30 protein-coding genes and 6 tRNA genes are annotated in these 24,083 nt (G+C 41.8%); 21 read left to right on the forward strand and 15 right to left on the reverse strand.

Going from position 1 to position 24,083, the window contains the following annotated elements; translation table 11 throughout:
- From AC3WTB_RS14935 to AC3WTB_RS14960, 6 genes are all read left to right on the forward strand, one after another.
- A tRNA-His gene (locus AC3WTB_RS14935) sits at nt 1-76 on the forward strand.
- An 11-nt stretch (nt 77-87) separates the two neighbouring features.
- Nucleotides 88-161, forward strand: a tRNA-Gly gene (locus AC3WTB_RS14940).
- 17 nt (nt 162-178) lie between these two features.
- Nucleotides 179-255 (forward strand) — tRNA-Ile (locus tag AC3WTB_RS14945).
- Nucleotides 256-261: 6 nt separating this feature from the next.
- A tRNA-Asn gene (locus AC3WTB_RS14950) sits at nt 262-336 on the forward strand.
- Nucleotides 337-339: 3 nt separating this feature from the next.
- Nucleotides 340-430 (forward strand) — tRNA-Ser (locus tag AC3WTB_RS14955).
- A 7-nt stretch (nt 431-437) separates the two neighbouring features.
- Nucleotides 438-509, forward strand: a tRNA-Glu gene (locus AC3WTB_RS14960).
- Nucleotides 510-586: 77 nt separating this feature from the next.
- Here the strand turns inward: AC3WTB_RS14960 and AC3WTB_RS14965 are convergent.
- The 3 genes from AC3WTB_RS14965 to AC3WTB_RS14975 all read right to left on the reverse strand — a co-directional run bounded on the left by AC3WTB_RS14965 (nt 587) and on the right by AC3WTB_RS14975 (nt 2,940).
- A complete protein-coding gene (locus tag AC3WTB_RS14965) occupies nt 587-1,063 on the reverse strand; it encodes a TspO/MBR family protein (RefSeq protein WP_024424942.1) in 477 nt (158 codons plus the stop codon).
- A gap of 86 nt (nt 1,064-1,149) precedes the next feature.
- Complete coding sequence (locus AC3WTB_RS14970; protein WP_058838175.1) at nt 1,150-1,884, reverse strand: TraR/DksA C4-type zinc finger protein; 735 nt, start codon at nt 1,882-1,884, stop codon at nt 1,150-1,152.
- 117 nt (nt 1,885-2,001) lie between these two features.
- Complete coding sequence (locus AC3WTB_RS14975; RefSeq protein ID WP_144491458.1) at nt 2,002-2,940, reverse strand: 1,4-dihydroxy-2-naphthoate polyprenyltransferase; 939 nt, start codon at nt 2,938-2,940, stop codon at nt 2,002-2,004.
- A 378-nt stretch (nt 2,941-3,318) separates the two neighbouring features.
- On the opposite strand from AC3WTB_RS14975, the gene AC3WTB_RS14980 reads away from it, so the two are divergent.
- The 6 genes from AC3WTB_RS14980 (at nt 3,319) to menC (ending at nt 10,762) form a co-directional block, all read left to right on the forward strand.
- Entirely contained in the window at nt 3,319-4,737 is a 1,419-nt protein-coding gene (locus AC3WTB_RS14980) for an isochorismate synthase (RefSeq protein ID WP_059375200.1), read from the forward strand.
- Complete coding sequence (gene menD / locus AC3WTB_RS14985; RefSeq protein WP_144491303.1) at nt 4,730-6,475, forward strand: 2-succinyl-5-enolpyruvyl-6-hydroxy-3-cyclohexene-1-carboxylic-acid synthase; 1,746 nt, start codon at nt 4,730-4,732, stop codon at nt 6,473-6,475. Before AC3WTB_RS14980 ends, menD begins: the two co-directional genes overlap by 8 nt.
- Nucleotides 6,457-7,284 (forward strand): 2-succinyl-6-hydroxy-2,4-cyclohexadiene-1-carboxylate synthase, encoded by an 828-nt coding sequence (gene menH, locus AC3WTB_RS14990; protein ID WP_126681434.1) that lies wholly within the window; start codon nt 6,457-6,459, stop codon nt 7,282-7,284. Before menD ends, menH begins: the two co-directional genes overlap by 19 nt.
- A 14-nt stretch (nt 7,285-7,298) precedes the next feature.
- A complete protein-coding gene (menB, locus tag AC3WTB_RS14995; protein ID WP_039180914.1) occupies nt 7,299-8,117 on the forward strand; it encodes a 1,4-dihydroxy-2-naphthoyl-CoA synthase in 819 nt (272 codons plus the stop codon).
- A gap of 73 nt (nt 8,118-8,190) precedes the next feature.
- On the forward strand, nt 8,191-9,651 hold the full coding sequence (locus AC3WTB_RS15000; protein ID WP_492333926.1) for an o-succinylbenzoate--CoA ligase: 1,461 nt from the start codon (nt 8,191-8,193) through the stop codon (nt 9,649-9,651).
- Nucleotides 9,638-10,762: an o-succinylbenzoate synthase gene (menC, locus tag AC3WTB_RS15005; protein WP_039180908.1), complete on the forward strand. Its 1,125-nt coding sequence runs from the start codon at nt 9,638-9,640 to the stop codon at nt 10,760-10,762. Before AC3WTB_RS15000 ends, menC begins: the two co-directional genes overlap by 14 nt.
- A 105-nt stretch (nt 10,763-10,867) precedes the next feature.
- Here menC and AC3WTB_RS15010 read toward each other — a convergent pair whose 3' ends face one another.
- The 4 genes from AC3WTB_RS15010 to AC3WTB_RS15025 form a co-directional block, all read right to left on the reverse strand.
- A complete protein-coding gene (locus AC3WTB_RS15010; protein ID WP_041086813.1) occupies nt 10,868-11,059 on the reverse strand; it encodes a hypothetical protein in 192 nt (63 codons plus the stop codon).
- 25 nt (nt 11,060-11,084) lie between these two features.
- On the reverse strand, nt 11,085-11,243 hold the full coding sequence (locus tag AC3WTB_RS15015) for a DUF1540 domain-containing protein (RefSeq protein ID WP_008342921.1): 159 nt from the start codon (nt 11,241-11,243) through the stop codon (nt 11,085-11,087).
- 68 nt (nt 11,244-11,311) lie between these two features.
- Complete coding sequence (locus tag AC3WTB_RS15020) at nt 11,312-12,358, reverse strand: cytochrome d ubiquinol oxidase subunit II (RefSeq protein WP_169510868.1); 1,047 nt, start codon at nt 12,356-12,358, stop codon at nt 11,312-11,314.
- Between the two features lie 22 nt (nt 12,359-12,380).
- Nucleotides 12,381-13,712, reverse strand: coding sequence for a cytochrome ubiquinol oxidase subunit I (locus AC3WTB_RS15025; RefSeq protein ID WP_073978701.1), 1,332 nt, complete (start codon nt 13,710-13,712; stop codon nt 12,381-12,383).
- Between the two features lie 176 nt (nt 13,713-13,888).
- On the opposite strand from AC3WTB_RS15025, the gene AC3WTB_RS15030 reads away from it, so the two are divergent.
- Nucleotides 13,889-14,131, forward strand: a complete 243-nt coding sequence (locus tag AC3WTB_RS15030) for a type B 50S ribosomal protein L31 (protein ID WP_041086807.1) — start codon at nt 13,889-13,891, stop codon at nt 14,129-14,131.
- A 77-nt stretch (nt 14,132-14,208) separates the two neighbouring features.
- Here AC3WTB_RS15030 and AC3WTB_RS15035 read toward each other — a convergent pair whose 3' ends face one another.
- A complete protein-coding gene (locus AC3WTB_RS15035; RefSeq protein ID WP_492333927.1) occupies nt 14,209-15,198 on the reverse strand; it encodes a metal ABC transporter solute-binding protein, Zn/Mn family in 990 nt (329 codons plus the stop codon).
- A gap of 214 nt (nt 15,199-15,412) precedes the next feature.
- Between AC3WTB_RS15035 and AC3WTB_RS15040 the strand changes: the two genes are divergently transcribed.
- Nucleotides 15,413-15,979, forward strand: coding sequence for a beta-class carbonic anhydrase (locus AC3WTB_RS15040; RefSeq protein WP_024424929.1), 567 nt, complete (start codon nt 15,413-15,415; stop codon nt 15,977-15,979).
- A gap of 1 nt (nt 15,980) precedes the next feature.
- Here AC3WTB_RS15040 and yidD read toward each other — a convergent pair whose 3' ends face one another.
- Nucleotides 15,981-16,205, reverse strand: coding sequence for a membrane protein insertion efficiency factor YidD (yidD, locus tag AC3WTB_RS15045; RefSeq protein WP_041107381.1), 225 nt, complete (start codon nt 16,203-16,205; stop codon nt 15,981-15,983).
- Between the two features lie 126 nt (nt 16,206-16,331).
- Between yidD and AC3WTB_RS15050 the strand changes: the two genes are divergently transcribed.
- Nucleotides 16,332-16,805 (forward strand): S-ribosylhomocysteine lyase, encoded by a 474-nt coding sequence (locus tag AC3WTB_RS15050; RefSeq protein ID WP_003217624.1) that lies wholly within the window; start codon nt 16,332-16,334, stop codon nt 16,803-16,805.
- A gap of 118 nt (nt 16,806-16,923) precedes the next feature.
- Nucleotides 16,924-17,361, forward strand: coding sequence for a FixH family protein (locus tag AC3WTB_RS15055; protein WP_059375222.1), 438 nt, complete (start codon nt 16,924-16,926; stop codon nt 17,359-17,361).
- A gap of 8 nt (nt 17,362-17,369) precedes the next feature.
- On the opposite strand, the gene ytzI is transcribed toward AC3WTB_RS15055, so the two are convergent.
- On the reverse strand, nt 17,370-17,516 hold the full coding sequence (gene ytzI / locus AC3WTB_RS15060) for a YtzI protein (protein ID WP_003217544.1): 147 nt from the start codon (nt 17,514-17,516) through the stop codon (nt 17,370-17,372).
- A gap of 131 nt (nt 17,517-17,647) precedes the next feature.
- On the opposite strand from ytzI, the gene AC3WTB_RS15065 reads away from it, so the two are divergent.
- From AC3WTB_RS15065 to AC3WTB_RS15080, 4 genes are all read left to right on the forward strand, one after another.
- Nucleotides 17,648-18,085: a Dps family protein gene (locus AC3WTB_RS15065; protein ID WP_039180885.1), complete on the forward strand. Its 438-nt coding sequence runs from the start codon at nt 17,648-17,650 to the stop codon at nt 18,083-18,085.
- Nucleotides 18,086-18,212: 127 nt separating this feature from the next.
- Nucleotides 18,213-18,404 (forward strand): hypothetical protein, encoded by a 192-nt coding sequence (locus AC3WTB_RS15070; protein ID WP_024424925.1) that lies wholly within the window; start codon nt 18,213-18,215, stop codon nt 18,402-18,404.
- Between the two features lie 135 nt (nt 18,405-18,539).
- A complete protein-coding gene (locus AC3WTB_RS15075; RefSeq protein ID WP_064497782.1) occupies nt 18,540-18,944 on the forward strand; it encodes a phage holin family protein in 405 nt (134 codons plus the stop codon).
- Between the two features lie 43 nt (nt 18,945-18,987).
- Nucleotides 18,988-19,296 carry a hypothetical protein gene (locus tag AC3WTB_RS15080; RefSeq protein WP_024425787.1) on the forward strand — a complete coding sequence of 103 codons (309 nt, stop codon included), beginning with the start codon at nt 18,988-18,990 and terminating at the stop codon, nt 19,294-19,296.
- A gap of 28 nt (nt 19,297-19,324) precedes the next feature.
- Here AC3WTB_RS15080 and AC3WTB_RS15085 read toward each other — a convergent pair whose 3' ends face one another.
- Nucleotides 19,325-20,110, reverse strand: a complete 786-nt coding sequence (locus AC3WTB_RS15085; RefSeq protein WP_126681437.1) for an AIM24 family protein — start codon at nt 20,108-20,110, stop codon at nt 19,325-19,327.
- Between the two features lie 22 nt (nt 20,111-20,132).
- Nucleotides 20,133-20,744: a TerD family protein gene (locus AC3WTB_RS15090; RefSeq protein ID WP_059375230.1), complete on the reverse strand. Its 612-nt coding sequence runs from the start codon at nt 20,742-20,744 to the stop codon at nt 20,133-20,135.
- 248 nt (nt 20,745-20,992) lie between these two features.
- Here AC3WTB_RS15090 and ytkD point away from each other — a divergent pair, with 248 nt between their 5' ends.
- Nucleotides 20,993-21,469, forward strand: a complete 477-nt coding sequence (ytkD, locus tag AC3WTB_RS15095) for an RNA deprotection pyrophosphohydrolase (RefSeq protein WP_039180876.1) — start codon at nt 20,993-20,995, stop codon at nt 21,467-21,469.
- A gap of 32 nt (nt 21,470-21,501) precedes the next feature.
- Here the strand turns inward: ytkD and AC3WTB_RS15100 are convergent, their stop codons facing one another.
- From AC3WTB_RS15100 to AC3WTB_RS15110, 3 genes are read right to left on the reverse strand one after another with little or no spacing between them, the layout of a single operon-like run.
- Entirely contained in the window at nt 21,502-22,248 is a 747-nt protein-coding gene (locus AC3WTB_RS15100) for an ABC transporter permease (protein WP_369810477.1), read from the reverse strand.
- Between the two features lie 34 nt (nt 22,249-22,282).
- Entirely contained in the window at nt 22,283-23,053 is a 771-nt protein-coding gene (locus tag AC3WTB_RS15105) for an ABC transporter ATP-binding protein (RefSeq protein ID WP_039180871.1), read from the reverse strand.
- 15 nt (nt 23,054-23,068) lie between these two features.
- A complete protein-coding gene (locus tag AC3WTB_RS15110) occupies nt 23,069-24,070 on the reverse strand; it encodes an ABC transporter substrate-binding protein (RefSeq protein ID WP_058838185.1) in 1,002 nt (333 codons plus the stop codon).
- Nucleotides 24,071-24,083: the final 13 nt, after the last annotated feature.

Consider the following 24,083-nt stretch of genomic DNA (forward strand, 5'->3'; position numbering starts at 1 on the left):
GCGGTTGTGGCGAAGTGGTTAACGCACCAGATTGTGGCTCTGGCACTCGTGGGTTCGATTCCCATCAATCGCCCCATACATATTTTTGCGGGTGTAGTTTAGTGGTAAAACCTCAGCCTTCCAAGCTGATGTCGTGGGTTCGATTCCCATCACCCGCTCCATTTGTATATCTGTTCATGGGCCTGTAGCTCAGCTGGTTAGAGCGCACGCCTGATAAGCGTGAGGTCGGTGGTTCGAGTCCACTCAGGCCCACCATGATCTTCCGCAGTAGCTCAGTGGTAGAGCTATCGGCTGTTAACCGATCGGTCGTAGGTTCGAATCCTACCTGCGGAGCCAAATGGAGAAGTACTCAAGTGGCTGAAGAGGCGCCCCTGCTAAGGGTGTAGGTCGCGTAAGCGGCGCGAGGGTTCAAATCCCTCCTTCTCCGCCATTGATCTGGCCCGTTGGTCAAGCGGTTAAGACACCGCCCTTTCACGGCGGTAACACGGGTTCGAATCCCGTACGGGTCATTTTTAAAAGAGATCTTGTCAAAGATCTCTTTTTTGTTTTCTTCAAAACGAAAGACCGCTATCATGGCGGTCTTTTTTTACATATTCATGGAATAGATCGTATAAGACAAGTATGTCGCAAAGAAGCCCCATAAGACATAAGGGATCAGTAAAATTGGAACGACTTTGCTTAGTTTACGTGAGACGATGACAAGTGCAAGTGCTGTCAGTGCAACGAGCAGGCAGTCGATCGTAGCCACAAACAAATCCTTTTGTGTAAATTGAAAAAAGCTAAAGGCTTGATTGAATACGTAATTTAAAAGGAAAAGAATCCAAAATGGTAAAGTGATTTTTTGGAATCCATATTTTCCATAAATGATCGCTGCGGACAATGAGATGAGTGCAAATAAGACAGCCCACACAGCACCAATCACACCGCCACCAGGTGTCCATTCTGGTTTATTTAATGCGTCATACCATTCTCTGTCGATGGGGAACAAAAATCCGGCAATAGAGAATAGTGCGTATGTAATAAAGAAGACGACAATCGCCCAAATGATACTTTTTCTAGCCATCAAGAATCTCCTCCAATCAAATTCACTCTTAAAGTGATTTCCCAATCATTACATGATATAAACATAAAGCCCCCAATATGAGGGGACTAATGATTTTCTTCTGTATAAGGTTCTTCCTCGTACGGTTTCAAGTCACCAAATACTGTCATGACACCTTCTTCGTCTAATGCTTCTTCATAGGCCTCGTGTGCTTTGTTCGGATACACCTTGCTTGCTTTTCCTTCAATATCAGCAGCTGCGAATCCTTCGTAGTCCTCCACATAATCTTCATCTTCTGATTGTGTATACACATCATCGTATGTCAAAGGTGGGAATTCCATATCAGACGGGGTATCAGAGTTTCCGTAGCGTTCTACGTCTTGGTAGGCATCCTCTCCGTCGTACGCAGCACTTTCTTCATTTTCAAATTGTCCAGCTGGCGGACTTAATAAATCCTCTTCAATCGGACGGTTTTGTGAAACGGTCTGTTCTTTTGAGTGCTCTGTGCATGTGACGGCAGTAGGCAAGGCTTCTAAGCGTTCCTTTGGAATAGGGGCCTTACAGACCTTGCATAGTCCATAAGAGCCGTCTGCAATGGCTTGAAGTGCTTCATCGATATCTAACATATGTTCATGTTCCAAGCTGTTTAAAGCAATATCTTTCCCACGCTCGAACAGCTCTGTCCCTTGATCGCCCGGGTGGTTATCATAGGCAGACAGTTCTCCGACTGAATCGTAAGGAAAGGATACTTTCTGTTCATCGTCATGGCTTTTGGCTTCAAGTTCTTTTTTTTCATCGAGAAGGCGCTGCTTCAAATGATGTAATTCGTCTTTTGACAACAAAGCGATCATCCTTTCATATCAAACATATTGTTAGTATGAGCAATTTTGTATGTAAGACTAGTTCCAATTTGAAGCAATTCCTAATTAAAAAACGCCTGCGGCTGCAGGCGTTCTTTGTTACGCGATATAGTATTGTAAGATCAAAGCGATCGTCAGCAGAAAACCAAAAAATGTATTGGTTTGAGCTGTAGATTTCATGGCATTCATTAATTCAATCGGTTTTTCTTTTTGCTTAAACTCTTTAATGGCTGTATAGGCTTTTGGCACACTGAGTAAAACAAGAAGACTCCAAAGACCGACGATATCTGTGAAGATATAAACAAAAATGAGTACATATGATACCAAAAACATGGAAAGTAAAATGTTCACTGCAGCTTTACGTCCAGCAAGGATGGCAAGTGTTTTTCGTCCATTTTCCTTATCCCCGTCTAAATCACGGATATTGTTCGACAGTAAGATGGCACCAACTAAAATAGAAATTGGTAGTGAGACGAGAACAGCTTTAGACGTCAGAGTGCCTGTTTGGATATAAAAACTTATCAGGATAATCCCTAATCCCATAAAAGCACCTGAAACAAGTTCTCCAAACGGTGTATATGCAATTGGTACAGGGCCGCCAGTATAGAAATAGCCTGCTGCCATACAAATAAGTCCTATTAATGCAATCCACCAGCTAGACATCATGCAAATATAGACCCCAAGTAATAAAGAAAGTGCAAATAGTGCATAAGCGAGGCTGAGGACTGTCTTTGGCTTCACACCGTTTCTTACAATGGCTCCGCCGATGCCGACAGATTTCTCGTTGTCCAGCCCGCGAACATAATCAAAGTACTCATTAAACATGTTTGTTGCGATTTGGATAAACATAGATGCAAACAGCATGGCTAAAAATAGCCCAACATGTATTTGACCACTTGGAAGTGCTAAAACAGTTCCTAAAGTAACGGGAATAAATGCCGCTGTTAGTGTATGCGGTCGTAGTAAATTCCACCAAATTCGCCAGTTTTTATCAGGCTTTATTGGTGAAAGCTGATCTGATATCGATTGATGCTGCATAAAATATACTCCTTTAAATAAAAAAATACGTACACGTCCAAATTCCAGTTTAGCAAAGTTCAAAAAGGTGTCAATATATTGATGCGATGAATCGGGAAAAAGATGTTTGCTAATCGTTGCCATATCGAAGGAAAGCTTGATTTTAGAACGGTCCTGCCATTTTGCTTTAGATGCTCTCGTTTCAATAAGCAAGAGCGAAAAAATCTTGAAAGCGTGATATAATAAGGATTCGAGGTTTTAGAAGCTGTTTTCTTTACTAAGTTCATCTGTTAAGGTTTATAATAGAAAAGCAGGTCATTCGACATATTCGAATGTTCATGTATTTTTTCATTATGTTTTTATTTTTTATGTAATTCATGGATTTTGGAGGAATGTATCATGGTGACAACAGTGCAAAGTACTTTCCGGCAGGAAGCGCTTGCGACATTAGAAGAAGCGAATAACGTCAACCATGCTGTTTTGATAAGCTACTCCAGAAGAGTTGACGATCTGGATCCTCTTGCCTTTTTCCAAAGCGGCGAAGCGGATTTTTTAGGCGAGCGGTTTTTTTGGTCTGATCCAGAAAGCCAAATGATTTTTTCTGGACTTGGCAGAGCGGCCGTCATTAAATCATCTGAGCAAGGCAAGGAACGATTCGATATAGTCCATCAAGAATGGGAACAGCTCAAGCAGCACATGTTCCATTTTCATGATGAAAAGGAGTTAAAGCAAGCGGCTGTTGGTCCGCTTTTATTTGGAGGATTCTCGTTTGATCCGTATGAAGAGAAGGCGCGTCATTGGGAAGCATTTGGCGAGGCTCATTTTTTTGTGCCATCGATCATGCTGACTGTCTCAAAAGAAGGCAGTTTTCTTACGATCAATGAGTGGAAGCAGGTGGATGGGAACGTTCATCAGCTTATTCAGGAATTAGAACAAAAAGCCTCTCGTTTCGAGACATTGCCAGTTCGGACTGGTGGACAAGCTGAACTTGTTCATGTGGAAGAGCTGGATGTGAAGGAATGGATGAAGGCGATCGAAGAAGCGACAGACCACATTCGTGCAAACGAATATGAAAAGGTTGTTTTAGCAAGAGAAGTCTTGCTTCACTATAAAAATCAAATTGAACTCGCTCCACTATTAGCGGAATTATTAAAGCATCAAACAACGAGTTATGTATTTGCGGTTGAACAGGGAAGACAAGCATTTGTCGGAGCCACGCCGGAACGCTTAGTGAAAAAAAGCGGCGGAGAGGTCTTTTCCTCCTGTTTAGCAGGCTCCATTGTTCGCGGAAAAGATGAAGCGGAGGATCACGCATTAGGCGAGGAACTGCTGCATGATGAGAAGAATTTGATTGAACATCAAATTGTTGTCAATATGATTGAGCAAGCATTTGAAGCGAATTGCCTTCACGTGCATAAACCAAATCAACCAAGTCTTTATAAAACAAAAAACATTCAGCATTTGTTTACACCGATTGTGGGAGAAATTAAAAGCAGCTGTTCCCTCTTTTCATTAATTGAGCAGCTCCATCCGACGCCGGCACTAGGCGGATATCCAAAGGAAATGGCGGTTGAAGTGATTCGTGAAATCGAACCGCTCAAGCGCGGCTGGTATGCAGCGCCCGTAGGCTGGATTGATTCTCAGGATAATGGAGAATTTGCTGTAGCCATTCGGTCAGGTCTTATTGAGGAAGACCGTGTTCGTTTGTTCGCTGGCTGCGGAATTGTAGAGGATTCCCTTGCAAAGCAGGAGTATGAAGAAACACAAGTGAAGTTAAGACCAATGCTGTCTGCTCTTGGAGGTCATCCTATTGAATAATCACATCATGACAACATATATAGGCAGATTGATGGATGAATTCGTCCAAGGTGGTGTGAAAGAGGCAGTTGTCTGTCCTGGTTCTCGATCAACTCCGCTTGCGATGCTGGCCCTTGCTCATCAAGACATCCATGTCCATGTTTTAGTGGACGAACGGTCTGCTGCTTTTTATGCGCTTGGTCTTGCAAAAGCAAGTCAATCACCAGTGCTGCTTATTTGTACATCAGGTACGGCAGCTGCTAACTTTTATCCAGCCGTTGTAGAGGCGCATTATTCTCGTGTACCTCTTATTGTTTTAACTGCTGATCGGCCGCACGAATTGAGGGAAGTTGGGGCACCTCAAGCGATTGATCAGCAATTCTTATTCGGTAAGTTTGTTAAATGGTTCACAGACTTAGCATTGCCGGAGGACAGTCAAACGATGCTGCGTTATGTTCAGGCGGCAGCTGCGAGAGCAAATCACATGTCGATGCAGGAGCCAAAGGGGCCTGTTCAGGTCAATGTACCTCTGAGAGAGCCATTGCTTCCTGATCTGTCTATTGATCCTTTCGCGCGAGAAAAAGAGGATACGAAAAAGGTATTAGCATCAGGTCAGGCTTTCCCTAATGATCGGGTGATGTCTGAAATCGCGACCGTCATGAACGAATCCAAAAAGGGACTGATTGTGGCTGGTGAACTTCATACACAGGAAGAAAAAGAGGCGGTTTTACGCCTTTCGAAAGCCCTGCATTTACCTATTTTAGCTGACCCGCTTTCTCTTTTGCGCAACGGGCATGAAAATGAAGATCTCATTATCGATGCGTATGATTCTTTATTAAAAGATGAGGCATTACAGCAGCATCTCTTACCGGATATGGTCATTCGTTTTGGACCGATGCCTGTATCTAAGCCTTTATTCAAGTGGCTGGAAAAACATGCGGAAGTGAAGCAGATTGTTGTAGATGCTGCCGGAGGTTTCCGTGATCCTGGGTTAAGTGCTTCATACGTCATTGAAAGTACTGTCTCTGCTTTTGTAGAAGCAGTATTAAATCAAGCAGTACAACGTAAAGAGACAAGTTTCTTAAACCGATGGCAGAATGCTAATTCTTCATTCAGAACGAATGCAGCCAGCTATTCAGATGAGGATTTGTCCTTTGAAGGGAATGTGTACCGTCAGCTTCAGCACCTCTTGCCAAAGGAGAGCGTCCTTTTTATCGGAAATAGTATGCCGATTCGTGATGTAGATACATTTTTTGAAACTCAGTCCAAGCCTTTTCGAATGATGGCGAATCGCGGAGCAAATGGCATTGACGGCGTTGTGTCTACAGCACTTGGCACGTATGCAGCTTTGAAGCAGCCTGTCACTTTGGTCATTGGAGATTTATCATTTTACCATGATATGAACGGTCTGCTTGCAGCTAAGCTGATGGACATTCCTTTGACAGTTGTTTTGATAAACAATGATGGGGGAGGTATCTTTTCTTTCCTTCCGCAGGCGTCTGATGAACCGTATTATGAAAAGCTCTTTGGAACGCCGACAGGACTGAATTTTGAGTATGCATCGAGGTTATATGGGGGAACCTATTCGAAACCCGCAACGAAACAAGAGTTGCATGATGTGTATATGGCGCATATCGATGAACCTGGGCTTCATTTAATTGAAATTGAAACAGATCGTCATTCCCGTGTAGACAAGCATCGTCAAATGATGGATGACATATTGGAAGAAGTGAAAAAAGAATGCCTTCTCTCATCATAAGAATGCGTGATGGGGTAGCGTACGAAGTGGTGGATCAGAACCCATCGGCAGCAAATGCCACATTATGCTTACACGGCTTCACTGGAAGTGCAGCGTCTTGGACGTTCTTGAATGCTAATTTGGAGAATACAAGACTGATTCAGGTCAGCTTGCTCGGACATGGGCGTACGGACTCGCCAGAAAGTGTGAGAAGATATGCGATGTCTCAGCAGCTGGCAGATCTTGCAGAGATTTTAAACCAATTAAAGCTTCACAAAGTGAATATTCTCGGATATTCTATGGGAGGGCGTATTGCTTTATCATTTGCCACTCGTTATCCAGATCGTGTCAATAAATTGATCCTTGAGAGTACGTCTCCAGGGCTTCGCACTTTTAAAGAGCGGATGGCAAGACTGAAGCATGATCATCAGCTCGCCCAAAAAATCAGGCATGAAGGCTTAGTGAAGTTTGTGGATTTTTGGGAGAGCATTCCTTTGTTTGCTTCGCAGAAAGCTTTATCAGCGGAAAAGCAGGCTCAACTGAGAGAGGGAAGACTCAAAGCGAATCCTCTTGGGCTTGCTCGCAGCTTAGAAGGAATTGGAACAGGTTCACAGCCCTCTGTTTGGAAGGCATTAAAGCATATTCATTTGCCTGTTTTGCTCATTTGCGGAACGCTTGATGAAAAGTTCTGCCATATCGGCAAACGTATGCAGCAGGAGCTGAAAGGAAGTCAATTCATTTTGGCTGAGCATGCTGGGCATACAGTTCATGTGGAACAACCACATTTTTTTGGTAAAATAGTAAGTGAGTTTATTTTAGCGCAAGATTAGAGGAGGAAATATTGATGGCTATTGAATGGCAAACTGAGCGTCAGTATGACGAAATTTTATATGAAACGTATAATGGGATCGCAAAGATTACGATTAATCGTCCACACGTACATAACGCGTTTACCCCAAAGACTGTTAGTGAATTAATCGATGCATTTTCACGAGCTCGTGATAATTCAGAAGTTGGTGTGATCGTACTTGCAGGTGCTGGCGGAAAAGCATTCTGTTCTGGTGGAGACCAAAAAGTCCGTGGCCATGGCGGTTATGTAGGAGACGATCAAATTCCACGTCTAAATGTATTAGACTTACAGCGTTTGATTCGTGTCATTCCAAAACCGGTTGTTGCGATGGTTGCAGGTTATGCAATCGGAGGCGGACACGTTCTCCACATAGTATGTGATCTGACAATTGCAGCAGATAATGCGATTTTTGGACAAACAGGTCCAAAAGTAGGCAGCTTTGATGCCGGTTACGGTTCAGGCTACCTTGCACGTATTGTCGGCCATAAGAAAGCAAGAGAAATCTGGTACTTATGCCGTCAATACAATGCACAAGAAGCGCTTGATATGGGACTTGTTAACACAGTTGTCCCATTAGATCAGCTTGAAGAGGAAACAGTAAAGTGGTGTGAGGAAATGCTAGAAAAGAGCCCGACTGCTTTACGATTCTTGAAGGCTGCATTTAACGCAGATACGGATGGATTAGCTGGAATTCAGCAATTTGCAGGAGATGCGACACTTCTTTATTACACAACAGATGAAGCAAAAGAAGGACGCGATTCCTTTAAGGAAAAACGCAAGCCGGACTTCGGTCAGTTCCCGCGTTTCCCTTGATTCAATGATATTAATGAACAACAGCTTAGTGCATCAGACTAAGCTGTTTTCTTTTACGAAAAGGAGGTGTCTCATGATGAAGCAACCTAATTGGCTGCTGCACCGTGCCTATTTAACACCAGATCGAGTCGCACTTATTTATCAAGAGAAAGAGTGGACATTTCACGAATTAGCTCAAGAAGCGGACGAGCTTTCAAATAGACTTGCACAGGCATCATTGAAAAAAGGGGAAACAGTTGCGCTTTTGATGAACAATCATCCTCACATGGTGATGCTTGTACATGCGTGTTTTTTATTAGGATTAAAAATCGTGCTATTGAATAATAAGCTGACAAAAGCTGAAAGGCGCTATCAGCTAGAAGATGCAAAAGCAGCGGCGTTATTAACGGAATCTATTTATGCGAGCGATCATGAGGGTGATTTACCCGTTTATACAATGGAAACTTTACCTGAACCAGGGAAAGGCCATGAAAAAAAGATCGAGAGCGAATTTGATTTGAATGAAACAGCAACCATCATGTATACATCTGGGACAACAGGACGTCCAAAAGGTGTAGAGCAAACGTTTGGCAATCATTTTCATAGTGCTGTTTCCTCTGCATTGAATTTGGGTCTCAGAGAGGATGACCGCTGGCTCATTGCCCTGCCTCTTTTTCATATTAGCGGTTTATCTGCCTTATTTAAGTCTGTAATCTATGGAATGACAGTCGTGCTTCATCAGAAGTTTGACGTTGATGAAGTAAAGGATTCTATTGAACGGCATCGTGTGACGATGATTTCTGTTGTGCAGACGATGTTATCTCGGTTATTAAGCAGACTAGAAGAATGTCCGTCTTCTTTGCGTTGTCTTTTATTAGGCGGAGGACCTGCGCCTTATGCGATGCTCCAAGAAAGCAAAGAGAAGGGCTTTCCTGTCTTTCAATCGTACGGTATGACAGAAACCTGTTCACAAATTGTGACGCTTGCACCTGAATTTAGTGTAGAGAAGCTTGGGTCAGCGGGAAAACCTCTTTTTGGGTGTGAGCTGAAAATTCAAGATGGTGATCGCATTTGCCGTCCTTTTGAGCATGGCGAAATTATGGTGAAAGGTGCAAATGTGATGAAAGGATACCTTTACCGTGAAGAAGCGACCGCGGCTGCCTTTCATGAGGGCTGGCTGAAGACGGGTGATATTGGCTATGTGGATGAGGAAGGGTTCTTATTTGTGCTTGACCGCCGTTCAGATTTGATTATTTCTGGCGGAGAAAATATTTATCCTGCGGAAATTGAAGCGGTGCTTCTAACACATCCGCATGTAAAGGAAGCCGGAGTAACGGGTATGTATGATGATAGATGGGGAGAGGTACCGGCTGCTTTCCTTGTAACAGATGATAAGATACCGGAGAATGAGCTCTATGCTTTATGTGAGTCGCATTTAGCCAAATATAAATGGCCCGCCGCTTTTCACTTTGTGGATGAGCTCCCAAGAAATGCGTCGAATAAATTGCAAAGGCACAGACTCAGATCAAAGGGGTTTTCAAATGATTCAAATTGAACGAGTAATTTTATATCATGTCACGATGAAGCTTAAACAACCATTTACAACAAGTCTTGGAACCATTTCAGAGCGTGAGTTTATTATTGTTGAAGTAAAGGATCAAACAGGATTGACTGGATGGGGAGAGGTATCTGCTTTTTCTTCTCCGTGGTATACAGAAGAAACAATTGAGACTTGCTATCATATGCTGAGGGCTTTCTTTATCCCGAACGTGCTGACACGCACCTTTACACATCCTTCAGAAATACCTGACAGTCTGTATCAATTTAAAGGCAATAGGATGGCCAAAGCAGGCATTGAAGCGGCTGTTTGGGATATTTATGCGAAGCGTGAGAATAAGTCTTTACGCGATGTATTAGGCGGCACAAAAGATAGAATACCATCTGGTGTTGTGGCGGGGTTAGGCCCTATTGACGATATGCTTGAGCAAATTCAGCAATTTGTTGATCAAGGCTATCAGCGGGTGAAGGTGAAAATTAAACCAGGACAAGATATTGGACTTCTTCAAAAGATCAGAGAGTCTTTTCCTGATCTGCCATTAATGGCAGATGCAAACTCTGCTTATGAATTAAAAGATATTAGCAAGCTTAAACAGCTCGATGATATTCGCTTATTAATGATTGAACAGCCTCTAGCTGCAGATGATATTGTGGACCATCGCCATTTGCAAAAGCATTTAAAAACGCCGATTTGTTTAGATGAAAGTATTTGTTCTTTAGATGATGCCAGAAAAGCTGTAGAGCTTGGCAGCTGTCAAATTATTAATGTGAAGCCTTCACGAGTTGGCGGACTGACAGAGGCTCTTAAAATTCATACGTTCAGTAAGGAGCATAAAATTCCGTTATGGTGCGGGGGGATGATTGAAACAGGTATTTCCCGCGCGCAGAACGTGGCACTTGCTTCACTTCCTCAATTTACAATTCCCGGTGATATTTCAGCTTCGTCAAAATTTTGGGAGCAGGATATCATTTTTCCTGAAATTAAGGTTGAAAATGGATTTATTGAGGTGCCTCGCTCGCCAGGAATGGGCGTGGAAGTTGATTACCAAGCGCTCCGTTCGTTTTCAGATAAAATCGACGTGTTTACAAAACATGATTTTGTGAGATAAAAACGAAGAAATCACCTTTTGCTTATCCAATAGAATGGATGTATAGTGAGGGAAAGTTTTTCCTTCCTGTCTGAACAAAAAGAAAGAGCGGTGAACCGCTCTTTCTTACTCTTCTACCAGCTCGCTGTCATAAGCAAGCTGTCCGATATACTGATGCATTTCATTGGGCATGTTTGCTGCATGTCCATATTCATAATCCCAAAGGTTTAAAAAGGAGTGAGCGGCTTGATGGAATGCGGCTTCATCCGCGTCATGAATTTCGTCAAAAAACGTTTGAAGCAGCCGATCGTGTTTCAAATTGAAGCGCCTCCTTTAATGAGACTTAAAGATCTTGTGGTTTAAACGTTTTACAATCCGTTTCTTCACTTTTCTCAGCCGTATTTCCTGTGTGGCTGACGACATAGATTGCATCTGCACCACAGCGGTTTCCAGTATTCCAATAGGAACAGTTATTGACTTCACAAAGGATTTTTTGACTCATACAGATGACCTCCTTTTGAGTATGTCTTTCATCTATAATGTAACCGAAATGAAGCTCGTCCATTCATGTTAATCTTCCTGACGAATATAGCGCTTATCCTTCATAAATAATTTCCAGAAGAAATAGAACCCAGGAAATAAGATGATAAAACCTACAATATAGGTGATAAATAATGCCCTAAATGTGACAGGGTCTGTAAATCCAGACATAATTGTAATATCTGGATAGGCCATGTAAGGCAAGTGAGCACGCCCGTACACATAGCTTGCTAAGAAATATTGAATGGTAATCGCAATGACGGCAAGGCGTGGTCTCCCTTTCCGATGCTTAAAACGGCTGTTTGGTAAAAATAGAGCTAGTCCTGCTAGCAGGAACATTAGGAGAGATACAAGAAGAATAGGGATGTTCTGCATCATTTTTGTGAACAGCCAATTCGCCTCGCTTCGTAATGTCAGCATGATAAAAAAGGCCATCATGAGTGAAAGTGGACCTGTAATGAGCGCCCCTCTTCTATAAATGCTGTAAGCTTCATCTTCATTAGCTACATTAGAGAAATCAGCTAAAAGCAAGGACGAAAGAAAAAGGGTACTGAAGATGGCAAAGCCGACAAAAGAATAAACATTTGCACTTGTAAAAACCAGTCCAAGATCTAAAGAGTAGACGTTGTTCTCCTGAAAGATAAATCCACCATGGGTAATTGGGAGAACCATGATCAGGATGGACGGAATGATAAAGCCGCTGATCCCTGAAATATAAGTCACCGCTTTTCGGTATTTCTTAGGCAGTGAATGAGAAAACACGAGAAACCCGCTTCGTAGTGCAAGAAGCAATAAGATGATGCTGCCGGGTATTAATAAAACGGTACCAAGTACAAAGGTCGCACCTGGAAACAGGCTGAACAATGCGACAACGATGGCCACAATAAAAACGTTTGTCACTTCCCAAGTTGGAGAAAGATACTTATTCGCGATATTAGCTGCCTTTGTTTGTTCTCTATTCATATAAATCATCGACCAAAATCCTGCGCCGAAATCCATTGATGCCATCACTGCATAGATAAAAACGAATCCCCATAAGATGGTGATTGCAATGAGCGCATCAGTTGTAACATCCATTTGCATCAAGATCGCTCCCTTTTTAAGATTCTGTTAACCGTAGGTCTTCTTCAATCGTATGTTTCCTAAAGTAGTACGTCAGCACAATAACGGTTGCTATGCCTAAGATGAGATAGACAATGGCAAAAAGGATAAAAAGTGTCCCGATCGAGCCAGATGATGTGACAACCTCGGAGGTTTTGAGCATTCGATAAATGACCCATGGCTGACGGCCTGTACAAGCAAAGATCCAGCCAAATTCAATAGCCAAAAGGCTAAGAGGCCCGCCGAATAAGTAAAGAAAAAGAAGCCACTTCGGAAATTTTTCACGTTTTAAAATTTTACGGTAAAGCAGTGCCAATACCGCAAATAGAATGAGCACCGATCCAATAATGACCATGCCGTTAAATAATGTGTGTATAAATAAAGGCGGCCACTCGTCACGGGGAAAATCATTTAACCCTTTGACCACCGTATCGAAGCTATTTCCTGCAAGAAAACTAAGCGCCCAAGGAATTTCGATCGCACCTTTAATTTCCTGCGCATCAGCATCCGTAAAACCACCTATTGCAAGAGGCGCATGTGATTGAGTTTCAAATAAACCTTCAGCTCCAGCCAGCTTTTCAGGCTGATATTCATACAGAAGCTGAGCAGATTCGTGGCCATTTAAGGCTGTTAGAAAAGAGAAAAGTCCTCCTACAATGAGTCCAAGAAAAAGGGCTTTTCGATGAAATGAATAGAGCTTCTCGTTTTTTTTAGTTTTGAGCATTTTAAAAGCTGCAACGGAAGCAATGACAAAAGCACCTGTTGTAAAAGCAGACAGCACAACATGTGTAGCAGTCACAGCAAAGCTCGGATTGAAAAAGGCCTTCCAAGGCTCGATATTTGTGATTTCACCATTCACCATCTGAAAGCCAGCAGGTGTCCCTTCAAAAGCATGTACGTTTGTAATCAGAATCGCTGATGCAGCTGCACCAATGACGATAAAAATAACCGTAATGATGCGCATTGCATTTGATAGGCGATCCGCTGCGTACACATAAATAGACATAAATAATGCTTCTATAAAGAACGCATAGATTTCAATCTGGAATGGCAGTGACATGACCTTTCCAATGACCTCCATAAAACCTGGCCACAAAAGGGCAAGCTGCGTACCAGCAATCGTACCTGTTGGAATGGCGACCCCTAACAGAACTGCTTGTGCTTTTGTCCATCGCTTGGCCATGATGGCATAATGCGGGTCCTTCGTTTTTTGAAAGATGAGTTCAGCTAACAAAATCATTAGCGGGATGCCAACGCCAAGCGAGGCATAAATAATATGAAAGCCCATGGTTGTGCCGAACAGGCTTCTAGCTAAAACGAGATCAGTCAATTTTTTCTCCGCCTTTCTTATCGCTTCTCTTTTTCATGATGCTTATTATTCTCCACCATTTTTAGATTATTCTTCCTGACTAAGAAAGCTTGTTTTTTGACAAGTTGTATAAGAGGGAGTAGAATATAATTATAAAACGTAATCATTACGTTTTGATAACGAAAGGAGTTTTGACATTGAAAAGAGATATTCATCCAACCTCACATGAAGTTGTATTTATGGATGTAAACAGCGGTTACCGCTTCTTGAGTAGATCTACAAAGACATCAAATGAGACAGTAGAGTGGGAAGATGGGAAAACGTATCCTGTCATTAAAGTAGAAACAAGCTCTGATACGCATCCTTTTTATACAGGACGCCAAAAATTCGGAGAAAAAGGCGGAAGAGCCGAGCTGTTTAAGAAAAAATATCAAATGTAATCAAAAAAGCACGCCTGATAACGGTGTGCTTTTTTACAGCAAAAAACCCCGGCTGATAAAGCCCGGGATTCAAAACATTAATCATTTAAAGCGGTGTTTAAGGTCTTTAAATTTTGTTTCATTAAGCTGACGTAGCTTTCGCCATTTTTGGCATCATCTTCAGTAATAGATTCTAGATTTTTAAGGGTTAAGCTTTTTGCCCCAATTTCACTGCGGATCGTATCTGATACTTTGCTGCTGACGTTGTTTTCAAAAATAACGTATTGAATGTGATGCTTTTCTGCTTTTTGTACAATGTTTTCGAGCTGCTTTTGTGATGGCTCTTCGGAAGCAGATAATCCTAAAACGCTGATTTGCTCAATGCCATAGCGCTTTTCCCAATAACCATAAGCTGCGTGAGAAACAAGAATTTCTTTATGTTTGGCTTTAGATAACGTTGTTTTGAATTCTTGATCTAGGGATTGTAAATCTTTTTTTAGATTTTCATAGTTTTTTGTGTATTCTTCTTTATGATCTGGATCTAGTGAGACGAGTGTGTCTTTAATGTTTTTCGCCATTTGCTGCGCATAAACCGGGTCTAACCATGCATGGGGATCTTTATCTCCGTGATCGTGCCCGTCATGATCATGGTCATGGTCTTCACCTTCATGATCGTGATCTTCGCCTTCTTCATGTGCATGTTCTTCATTTGTCGATAACAATTTGATGCCTTCGGCTGCTTTGACTGTTTTCACACCTTGGTCTTTTAATGTGGCAGCAGTTTTGTCTGCGAATGCTTCAGCCCCTGTGCCGCTGTAGATAAAGGCATCACCTTCAGCCATTTCAACCATCGTTTTCGAACTTGGTTCAAAGCTGTGTGCATCTGCATTGGCAGGATACACGCTCTGAGTATGAACGTGAGAGCCGCCAATTTTTTCAGTGAAATCTTGGATTGGAAAGATCGTGGTGTAAATGATTAGTTTCCCGTTTGCCTTTCCTTTTGAAGCATTAGTGCCCGCACTGCTTGAGCACGCGGCAAGGCCGATTGCGAATAAAGCAGCTGTTAAAATAAAAAAGATTTTTTTCATGTAGAAAATGTCTCCTCTCAATCTAATAGATAGAAATGATTACGATTTAATGTCCTGAGTTATTGTATCGTAATAATTACGATTTGAAAAGAGGAAAATAAAAAATTTTCGTCAGCAGATGTTTCCTCTAAAAAAATAAGCTGCAAAACGTGACGAAATTTCTTACATTGTGCTATATTTATTTTTAAAAAAAGATAAAGGAATGGACAAACGTATGAAACTTTTAGATGAAATCATCGAATATAATCAACAATTTATTGAAGAAAAGAAATACGAAGAATTTACAACAACAAAGTTTCCACAGAAAAAAGCTGTCATTCTATCGTGTATGGATACAAGACTTGTTGAACTGCTTCCGCGTGCAATGAACATGAAAAATGGCGATATTAAGATTGTCAAAAGTGCTGGAGCGCTTGTTTCTCATCCATTTGGAAGTATTATGCGAAGCATTTTAGTTGCTGTGTATGAATTAAATGCTGACGAGGTATATGTCATTGGGCATCATGATTGCGGGATGAGCAAAATTGACAGCCAGACACTTTTAAATAAAGCCGTTGAGCGTGGTATTCCAGAAAAGCGTATTGAAGTACTGGAATACTCAGGAATTGATTTTAAACAGTGGCTCAAAAGCTTTAGTTCAGTTGAAGAGAGCGTGAAGGACAGTGTGTCTGTAGTAAAAAATCACCCTCTTCTTCCATCAGATGTACCTGTACATGGACTTGTCATTGACCCTGGAACAGGGAAGCTTGACTTAGTTGTCAACGGATATGAAGAAAAGTAAGTTATTTTTCTTTTTTAGGCGGTACAGGATCAATGCCGCCAGGATGAAGCGGATGACATTTTAAAATCCGTTTTATGGTGAGCCAGCCGCCCTTGATCGCGCCATGCGTTTTGATCGCCTCTAGTCCATAGTTTGAGCATGTTGGATAAAACCGGCAGCTTGGCGGTGTAAGAGGGGAAATACATTTTTGATAAAAGCGTATCATGCCGATAAAAATTTGTTTCATAGAGGTTCCTCCTTGTCTGTCTTCCACAGTATAAGAAAAAAGGACAAGGAAGGAAAGTTTTATAAACTAAACTGGTCGGAGAAATATGTTATAATATAGGAAATTGCAATTATAGGAGTGGTGATTATGCCTTCAGTTGAAAGCTTTGAACTTGATCATAATGCTGTAAAAGCGCCATACGTTCGTCATTGCGGCGTTCATAAAGTGGGATCAGATGGGGAAGTAAATAAATTTGATATTCGTTTTTGTCAGCCCAACAAGCAGGCGATGAAACCTGATACGATTCATACATTAGAGCATTTGCTTGCGTTTAATATTAGAACACACTCAGAGAAATATGATCATTTTGATATCATTGATATTTCTCCAATGGGCTGCCAGACAGGCTACTATTTAGTTGTCAGTGGTGCACCAACTCCAAAAGAAATCGTTGAACTTCTTGATGCAACATTCAAGGATGCAGTTGAAGTAACTGAAATTCCTGCTGCAAACGAAGAGCAATGCGGCCAAGCGAAGCTTCATGATCTTGAAGGAGCAAAACGTTTAATGCGTTTCTGGCTTTCTCAGGATCAAGAAGAGCTTTTAAAAGTATTTGGTTAATAGAATGATGAACCGGACATTTAGATGTCCGGTTTTTTATTTGAATTCCATCATTGATGTCAAAATAGGGGATATTTGTTAAAATGGACATGTCAGTAAAAGAAGGGGGAAACGCACGATGCGAAAAATGTTGGGAATAATTCTGATGCTCACGTTATTAAGTGCATGTGGAAACTCTGCAGCAAACAGCGGAAAAGGGGAAGTGCCTGAGTTATTAGAAGTAAAGCTTACAGGACCTGAGCAAGTGGAGAAAAATGAAAGCGTTATAGTAAAAGCAGCTGTCACATACGGTGATACGCCTGTTGATGATGCAGATGATGTTCAATTTGAAGTGTGGAAAGATGGCGACAAGGATAACAGCAAGATGATTCAGCCAAAGAAAGAAAACAAAGGTGTATACGAATTGCACACAGCCTTCAAAAAAGATGGCCTTTATATCATACAAGTCCATGTGACAGCTAAACAGCAGCATAATATGCCGAAAACGAACATCCACGTAGGTGAGGTGAAAAAAGAGAGTTCATCTACTGAAGATGAAGAAACGTCACATCATTAAAAGCGGTTTCATTTTGGATTAGGACGTTGGTTTGGTTCAGCATCTTGTGGTGAATCGACTTTATGCTTATATTCATAAGCCTTCGATGTCGTCCACAATGATAAAAAGACAACGATTGAGATAATGATAAAGCTGATAATCCCAAGTAACAGCATCTAACTCCCTCCTTATTTCCATATTAACATATATTTCATGCAGTCAAAATAGAAGAAATTGACGGCAGGTTTCAGTATAATAAGAAAAGGGTATTCTCATACTAAACGCAATTACATAAGGAGGAATAAACATGTCTGAAAATTTATTAAACGTTGTCAATAAACAAGTAGCTGATTGGACTGTGCTTTACGTGAAATTACATAACTATCATTGGTATGTAAAAGGGAAAGATTTCTTTACACTCCATGAGAAATTTGAGGAACTATATACAGAAACAGCTACATATATTGATGATTTGGCTGAGCGTATGCTTGCTTTAAATGGACAGCCTGTTGCGACAATGAAAGAGTGCTTAGAAATTTCAAGCATTCAAGAAGCAGAAGGCAAAGAATCAGCGGAGCAAATGGTGAAAAATCTATATGATGATTTCTCCAATATCGCTGAGGAATTAAAGAAAGGAATGGAGCTGGCTGCAGAGGTTGGCGATGAAACAACAGGTGATATGCTGCTTGCGATTCATCAATCCATTGAAAAACACAACTGGATGCTTAAAGCATATTTAGGATAATACACGTATGGGAAAAGAATGTCGGTCATAATTCGATCGACATTCTTTTTTTATTGGAATCGGGACAGACAGCCCATTGAAATCATAGGGCTTTCAGCCGAAGAGAAAAGAGAAGGGAGGGAAGAAGATGTCTTCTATTGCAGGAATGATGAGTCAGCAAGTAGCGAGCATTCAAAAGACACTCAATATTAGTTTGTTGAATTCACAGCTTGCTACAAATACAGCACAAGCTATGGTGATGCTGGATCAAGTGCAGCAGCAGCCTCAAGCTGTTCAGCCAAAGGATTCAGATGCAAGCTTTATTGATGTTAGGGTCTAGGAAGTAGCCGCCGCGCAAGGCGGCTTTTTCTTGTCAAAAGACAGCGCCTTTATTTTTTGTCGTCCAAGCTATTGCGAAAATCCTGCATATACTATTGAGGTAAGGAGTTCCACTTTGAAAGGATGTTGATGCCAAGTGAGCAAGGATTTAGGCATCTTTTCGTTGGTTACAGTGAGTTTGTCGGCGATGGGCTTTCTGTTTGGTGGAGCAGGATATTTACTGATGATTTTAGTGACGTTGATGGCTATTGAATTAATTTGTTCAAGCCTAAGAGAATCTTTGACTGGACAGCTCACAATGAAGCGGTTTTTTACGCGGCTTGTTCGAAAGATTGTGACAGTCTCCTTAATATCTATGGCACACTTCTTTGATGTCATGCTGAAGACAAATGGGGCGATTAAGGATTTAGCGATCATCTTTTATATTATTTATGAATCTTACCAAATCGTCTCGACAGCCAGAGCCCTTGGAGTTCCCATTCCACAGTTGTTTATTGATGTATTGGACATGTTGAAAAATAAATTGCGCAAAAAGCCGTAATTTCCTTATATCTGGTCATACTAAAGGAAAAAGGATGATTCAGATGGCGAGACACACCTACTATGTATCCGTACAAGATGGATCGATATCGCAGCATAGAGATGCAGCGGCTTGGCAATTTCAAATAGAAGCAGATGATGATCAAATTTTGCAGCTGAGAGACTATTTCGATGAACAGTATATGACAGATTGGAAAGGCTTCTTTCGGGCACATGTTCCTTTTCTTGAATATCATTATGATAGTCCAAATGATGAAATGGATAGAAAAAGAAAAGAGATTTACACAATGATTTATGAGCTCGGCAATGAAGAGACAAGGAGCTTTATTGAGACAAATGGTTTGATGAATTGAAAAAGCATGTAGAGAACCTCTACATGCTTTATTTTCGCGGTTGTAAAATGCCTCCGATCAAATCACTGATCCCGCCGCCTCTATTTTCTTGCTGTGAATTGGTGAATTCCTGAGAGGAGCTCTGGCTCTGAGGCTTATAGCGATTATCATCTAAGCCAACCCGTATGCCAGATGTGCGCTCAGATGGCTGGATAATGACGATTTGGTCTTGTTCTTGGAACTCAAATAAATAGGATTCACCAGATGTTTGTCCGATGAAAGTTTTCCAGTTCACATCTAATTTGACCTTTGGTGCTTTGCCCGTCCAAGCGACAATTGCGTCAGGGTCTACACGGCAGGGGGCTTTTAAAATGAGCGGATTTCCATTCGTTTTGATGGCGACCTGCGCTCCGTGCCCTTGATAAGAGAGTTTTGATGTAAACAGTCCTTTCTGCGATAAAATACCAACGCCTACTGGTGTGACACCGTAATGGCATTCCTCAGTAAAGGCAAGTAAATCTTCACTTTCTACACTTACATGCTGCCAAGGACCGCTTGGCTCAAGATTAATCACTGTTACATGCTCGCTTGAATCAGCCAGATAGCAAGTACCTTGTCCACTCACTTCCATCATCTCAAGGTTTTCACCTGTGAATTTCCTGCTGATATGGTTAAATACTTGGCTGACCATATTTCCTTTATTCGTTCCAAGTAATCGCTTGCGGTATTGGAAACTTCCTTGATCGGCAATCATTGCGCCCTTTTTGGCAAAAAAGATTCCGCTGCCTTCTGCTTGTAAGGTAAGTTCTTCTATTGTAATGAAATGAAATCCCATGGGTGCTGGCTCCTTTCCTGCGTCAAGATGTGAATCCATAGATGCGGCATAAATCATGTAAATCTAGAGTAGTTCCTTGCCCGGTTGCAGTGATCTTCCATTCCTCCTGATCTCTCGTGAGTTCTGCGCATATAATGGATGTACAATACGAATAATCTTCTGTTAACTGAAAGGTACAAATCTCTTGCTGCGAGATTTGATCAGTAAGGCACACATAGGCATTAGTGACTTGTCCAAAATGATGCTGGCGTTCGTGTGCATCATGTATTGTGGCTGTGACGACAATTTTATGAATATCAGGTGAGACTCTGCTTAATTGCATAATAATCATTTCATTGTCTCGATACCCTCCGCCAACTTGATGATCGCCAAGATGACGAACAGCTCCGTCTAAGCTTTGCTGCTGGTGATAATAGATCAGATGCTTAGGAGACAACAGTTTGTCCTCTTTATTTAAAAGAAACACTTGCGTATCTAAATCAATTGGCTGACCGGCCAGGTCCCAGCCAAGCCCGATATGAATTTGGTCGACCGCTGGATTGTCTTTTGTTAAATCTAACTTTTGCCCTTTCAGAAGGTGTTTCTTGATCACCTCATGGGGTGCGTCTTGTTTTGACCCATTTTTTATACTCATGCTGATTTCCTCCTCGTTGTCATAGGACAAACACTGATTCATTTACGTCATATAGGGATAAAAGGTTTCATGATTAAAATTGGGTGAAGTTGGAGATGATAAAAAGGTTTTAGCAACAATACCTCATTTTAGATACAGACGAGTTGGAACCACTCGTTTGTTTCACTTTTGATAAAAATTCTTCAGATAAATGTGATCTGTGGTATGATGTTTTACAAGAAGCAAGGACAGGATATGAGGGATTTCACATGCATGTATTTAAAGACTATTATCATAATACGGTCAAGCTCTCTTTTGAGGGGAAGCCTTTTTCAAGTCATCCTAAGCATGTTTGGGCCATCTGCCGCTACCAAGGGAAGTGGCTGCTCACTGAACATGAGGATCGGGGCTATGAGTTTCCAGGAGGGAAAGTTGAGCCGGATGAAGAAGCAGACCAAGCCGCTATACGGGAGATTCAAGAAGAGACGGGTGCTGTTGTTCGTGAATTAACGTATATTGGTCAATATCAGGTACTGGGCAGAGAAAAGGTCATTGTCAAGAATATTTATTTCGCTGATATTGAAAAGCTAGTGAAGCAAGACACGTATTTTGAAACGAAAGGACCCGTTCTTTTCGCAGACTTGCCAAGATCCATCGCAAAAAATAAGAATTTCAGTTTTATTATGAAAGATGATGTGTTAAGACAAAGTCTTGCTTATTTAGAAAAAAACGGTTTGATTCGTTAAAAAAAGCGCAGGGAGACATTCCCTGTGCTTTTTTATTTTTGAAGAAAACGGCGTTCGAGCCATTCCACAAGCTGGTACATGATAGTCGCAAACACGGCAATAATGAAAAGACTTAAGAACACGAGTGTAAAGTTGAAGACTTGAAAGCCGTAAATGATCATGTAGCCGAGCCCTTTTGAGGAAACAAGAAATTCCCCCACAATAACCCCAACCCAAGAAAGGCCGACATTGACTTTGATCGCAGAAATCATCGTTGGAATACTAGCTGGCAAAATGACCTCGCGAAAGACGACGCTTTTTTTCGCACCAAAGGTTTTCATCACCTTTAAATAATTCTCATCGACCTCTTGAAAGGCTGTATAAATGACGATCGTCGTAATGATCACACTAATGATTGCGCCCATGGCAACGATACTGATCATGCCAGGCCCAAGGGCAACAATTAAAATCGGGGCGAGGGCAACTTTTGGCATGGCATTTAAAATGACTAAATAAGGATCAAGAACGTTTGCCAGGCGGGTGGACCACCATAAGGCGGCAGCAAGCAAAATACCGCAAAAGGTACCAAGTAGAAATCCGAGTACTGTTTCAAATAATGTAATACTCATATGATTCACTAAAGACCCATCGGATATTTTTTGGACAAACAATTGGCAGACCGCAGATGGTGAACTAAATATCAGTGGATCGATGAGACGAAAATGACTGGCAAGCTCCCAAAGCGAAAAGAAGCTGGCGAAAATAATGAACTGATAGATTCGGGTCATGCGTTTTTCCATTCGGTATTTTTTGCGATAGGCTTCATGTAAAAGATCACTGTGTTTCAACGGTTTTCAGCTCCTTCCAAATCGTTTGAAAGAGCTCTTGGAAACTCTGGGTCTGTCTTGCTTCGAAAGGAGAAAGAGTCCTCAGATCATCTGGAACGGTAAAAATCCGCTGAATCGAGCCAGGATGCTTTGAGAATAAGAAAATGCGGTCACTCATCGCAATGGCTTCGCCAATGTCATGTGTCACAAGGACCGCTGTTTTTTGATAGTTTTTGAGTGTATGAAAGACGAGATCCTCTAAAGTGAGTTTGGTTTGGTAGTCTAGAGCTGAAAAGGGTTCATCTAGTAAAAGCAGACCGGGATTCACTGCAAGCGTTCGGGCGAGAGCCGCACGCTGCCTCATACCGCCTGACAGCTCTTTCGGGTATTTTTCCTCTACATCATGAAGGCCAAGCTTAGGCAGTAAGCCAAGAGCGGCGGAGGTGGCTTCATGTGAATCTTGTTTGGTAATTTTCAACCCGAGAATGATATTTTCCTTGATGGTTTTCCAAGGGAACAAATAATCCTGCTGGAGCATGTAGCCGATTTGATGCTCCTTTTGATTCGGTTCTTTTCCTTCGATTAAAATTCGGCCTTCAGAAGGCGGCGTTATTCCTGCAATGATAGACAGCAGGGTGGTTTTTCCGCACCCGCTGGGACCAATAAATGAGATAAATTCTCCTTGGTCTATCTCCATATTGATGTGCTGTATGGCCGTTGTTTTTTCTTTTAAAGAGAAGTACGTGTGGGTCACATGGTCAATTTGAAGGAAAGACATGTGCTACCTCCTATTCTATTTATGTTCTGTGACCTTCTTTGCAATGGATGAATCGACAAGTTGTTTGTACGGGATAAATTTCGGCAATTCATCGCTCTCCTTCATAATTTCCTGCAATTTGTTCCATTCCTCTTCATTCAGAAGGGGATCTGTTGCATAGGATTCCTGCTGTTTGTAGCGTTTAATGGCTGTTGATAAGACATCAAGTTCTGTGTCAGGAAAATGAGATTGAATGGTTTTGGCAATCTCCTCCGGCTGCTTGGCTTCCACCCATTTCTGCGCTTTGTAAATGGCACGAGTGAAGGCTTCTGCTGTCTCTTTGTTTTCCTCTAAGTAACTTTTCTTTGCCATGAAGGTGGTATACGGCACCTTTCCGGAAGCCTCTCCAAAGGAGGCGGTGATGTACCCTTTGCCTTCTTTTTCAATTAAGGATGCTGTCGGTTCGAATAACTGCACAAAATCGCCAGTTCCAGAGGAGAAAGCACCTGAAATGTTGGCAAAATCAATATTTTGAATCATACGGAGATCCTTTTTTACATCAATGCCTTCCTTTTTCAGGACATATTCACCGACCATTTGCGGCATGCCGCCTTTCCGCTGTCCAAGAAAGTCTTTTCCTTTTAATTGATCCCAAGAGAATTCGCTCACTTTCTCCCTTGAAACAAGAAATGTACCGTCTGTTTGTGTCAGCTGTGCAAAGTTGACGACAGAGTCTTTTGTGTCTTGAGCCTCTACATAGATAGAGGATTCAGATCCGGTCAGGGCAATATCTGCACCACCGGATAAGAGAGCTGTCATCGTTTTATCGCCGCCCCAAGTCGTTTTTAATTCAACCTCTAGCCCTTCTTCTTTGAAGAAGTCCTCAGATAAGGCAACATATAGCGGAGCATAAAAAACCGAATGGGTCACCTCGGCTACTTGTACGGTCTGCTCTTGTTCTTTTTTACAGGCGACAAATGGAATAAAGAGCAGGACAACGACGATGAATGCCAGTCTGACTTTGATGGAACGATTCAAGAGTAATTCGCCT

It is taken from the genome of Bacillus sp. EB106-04-04-XG123, from assembly GCF_058791855.1.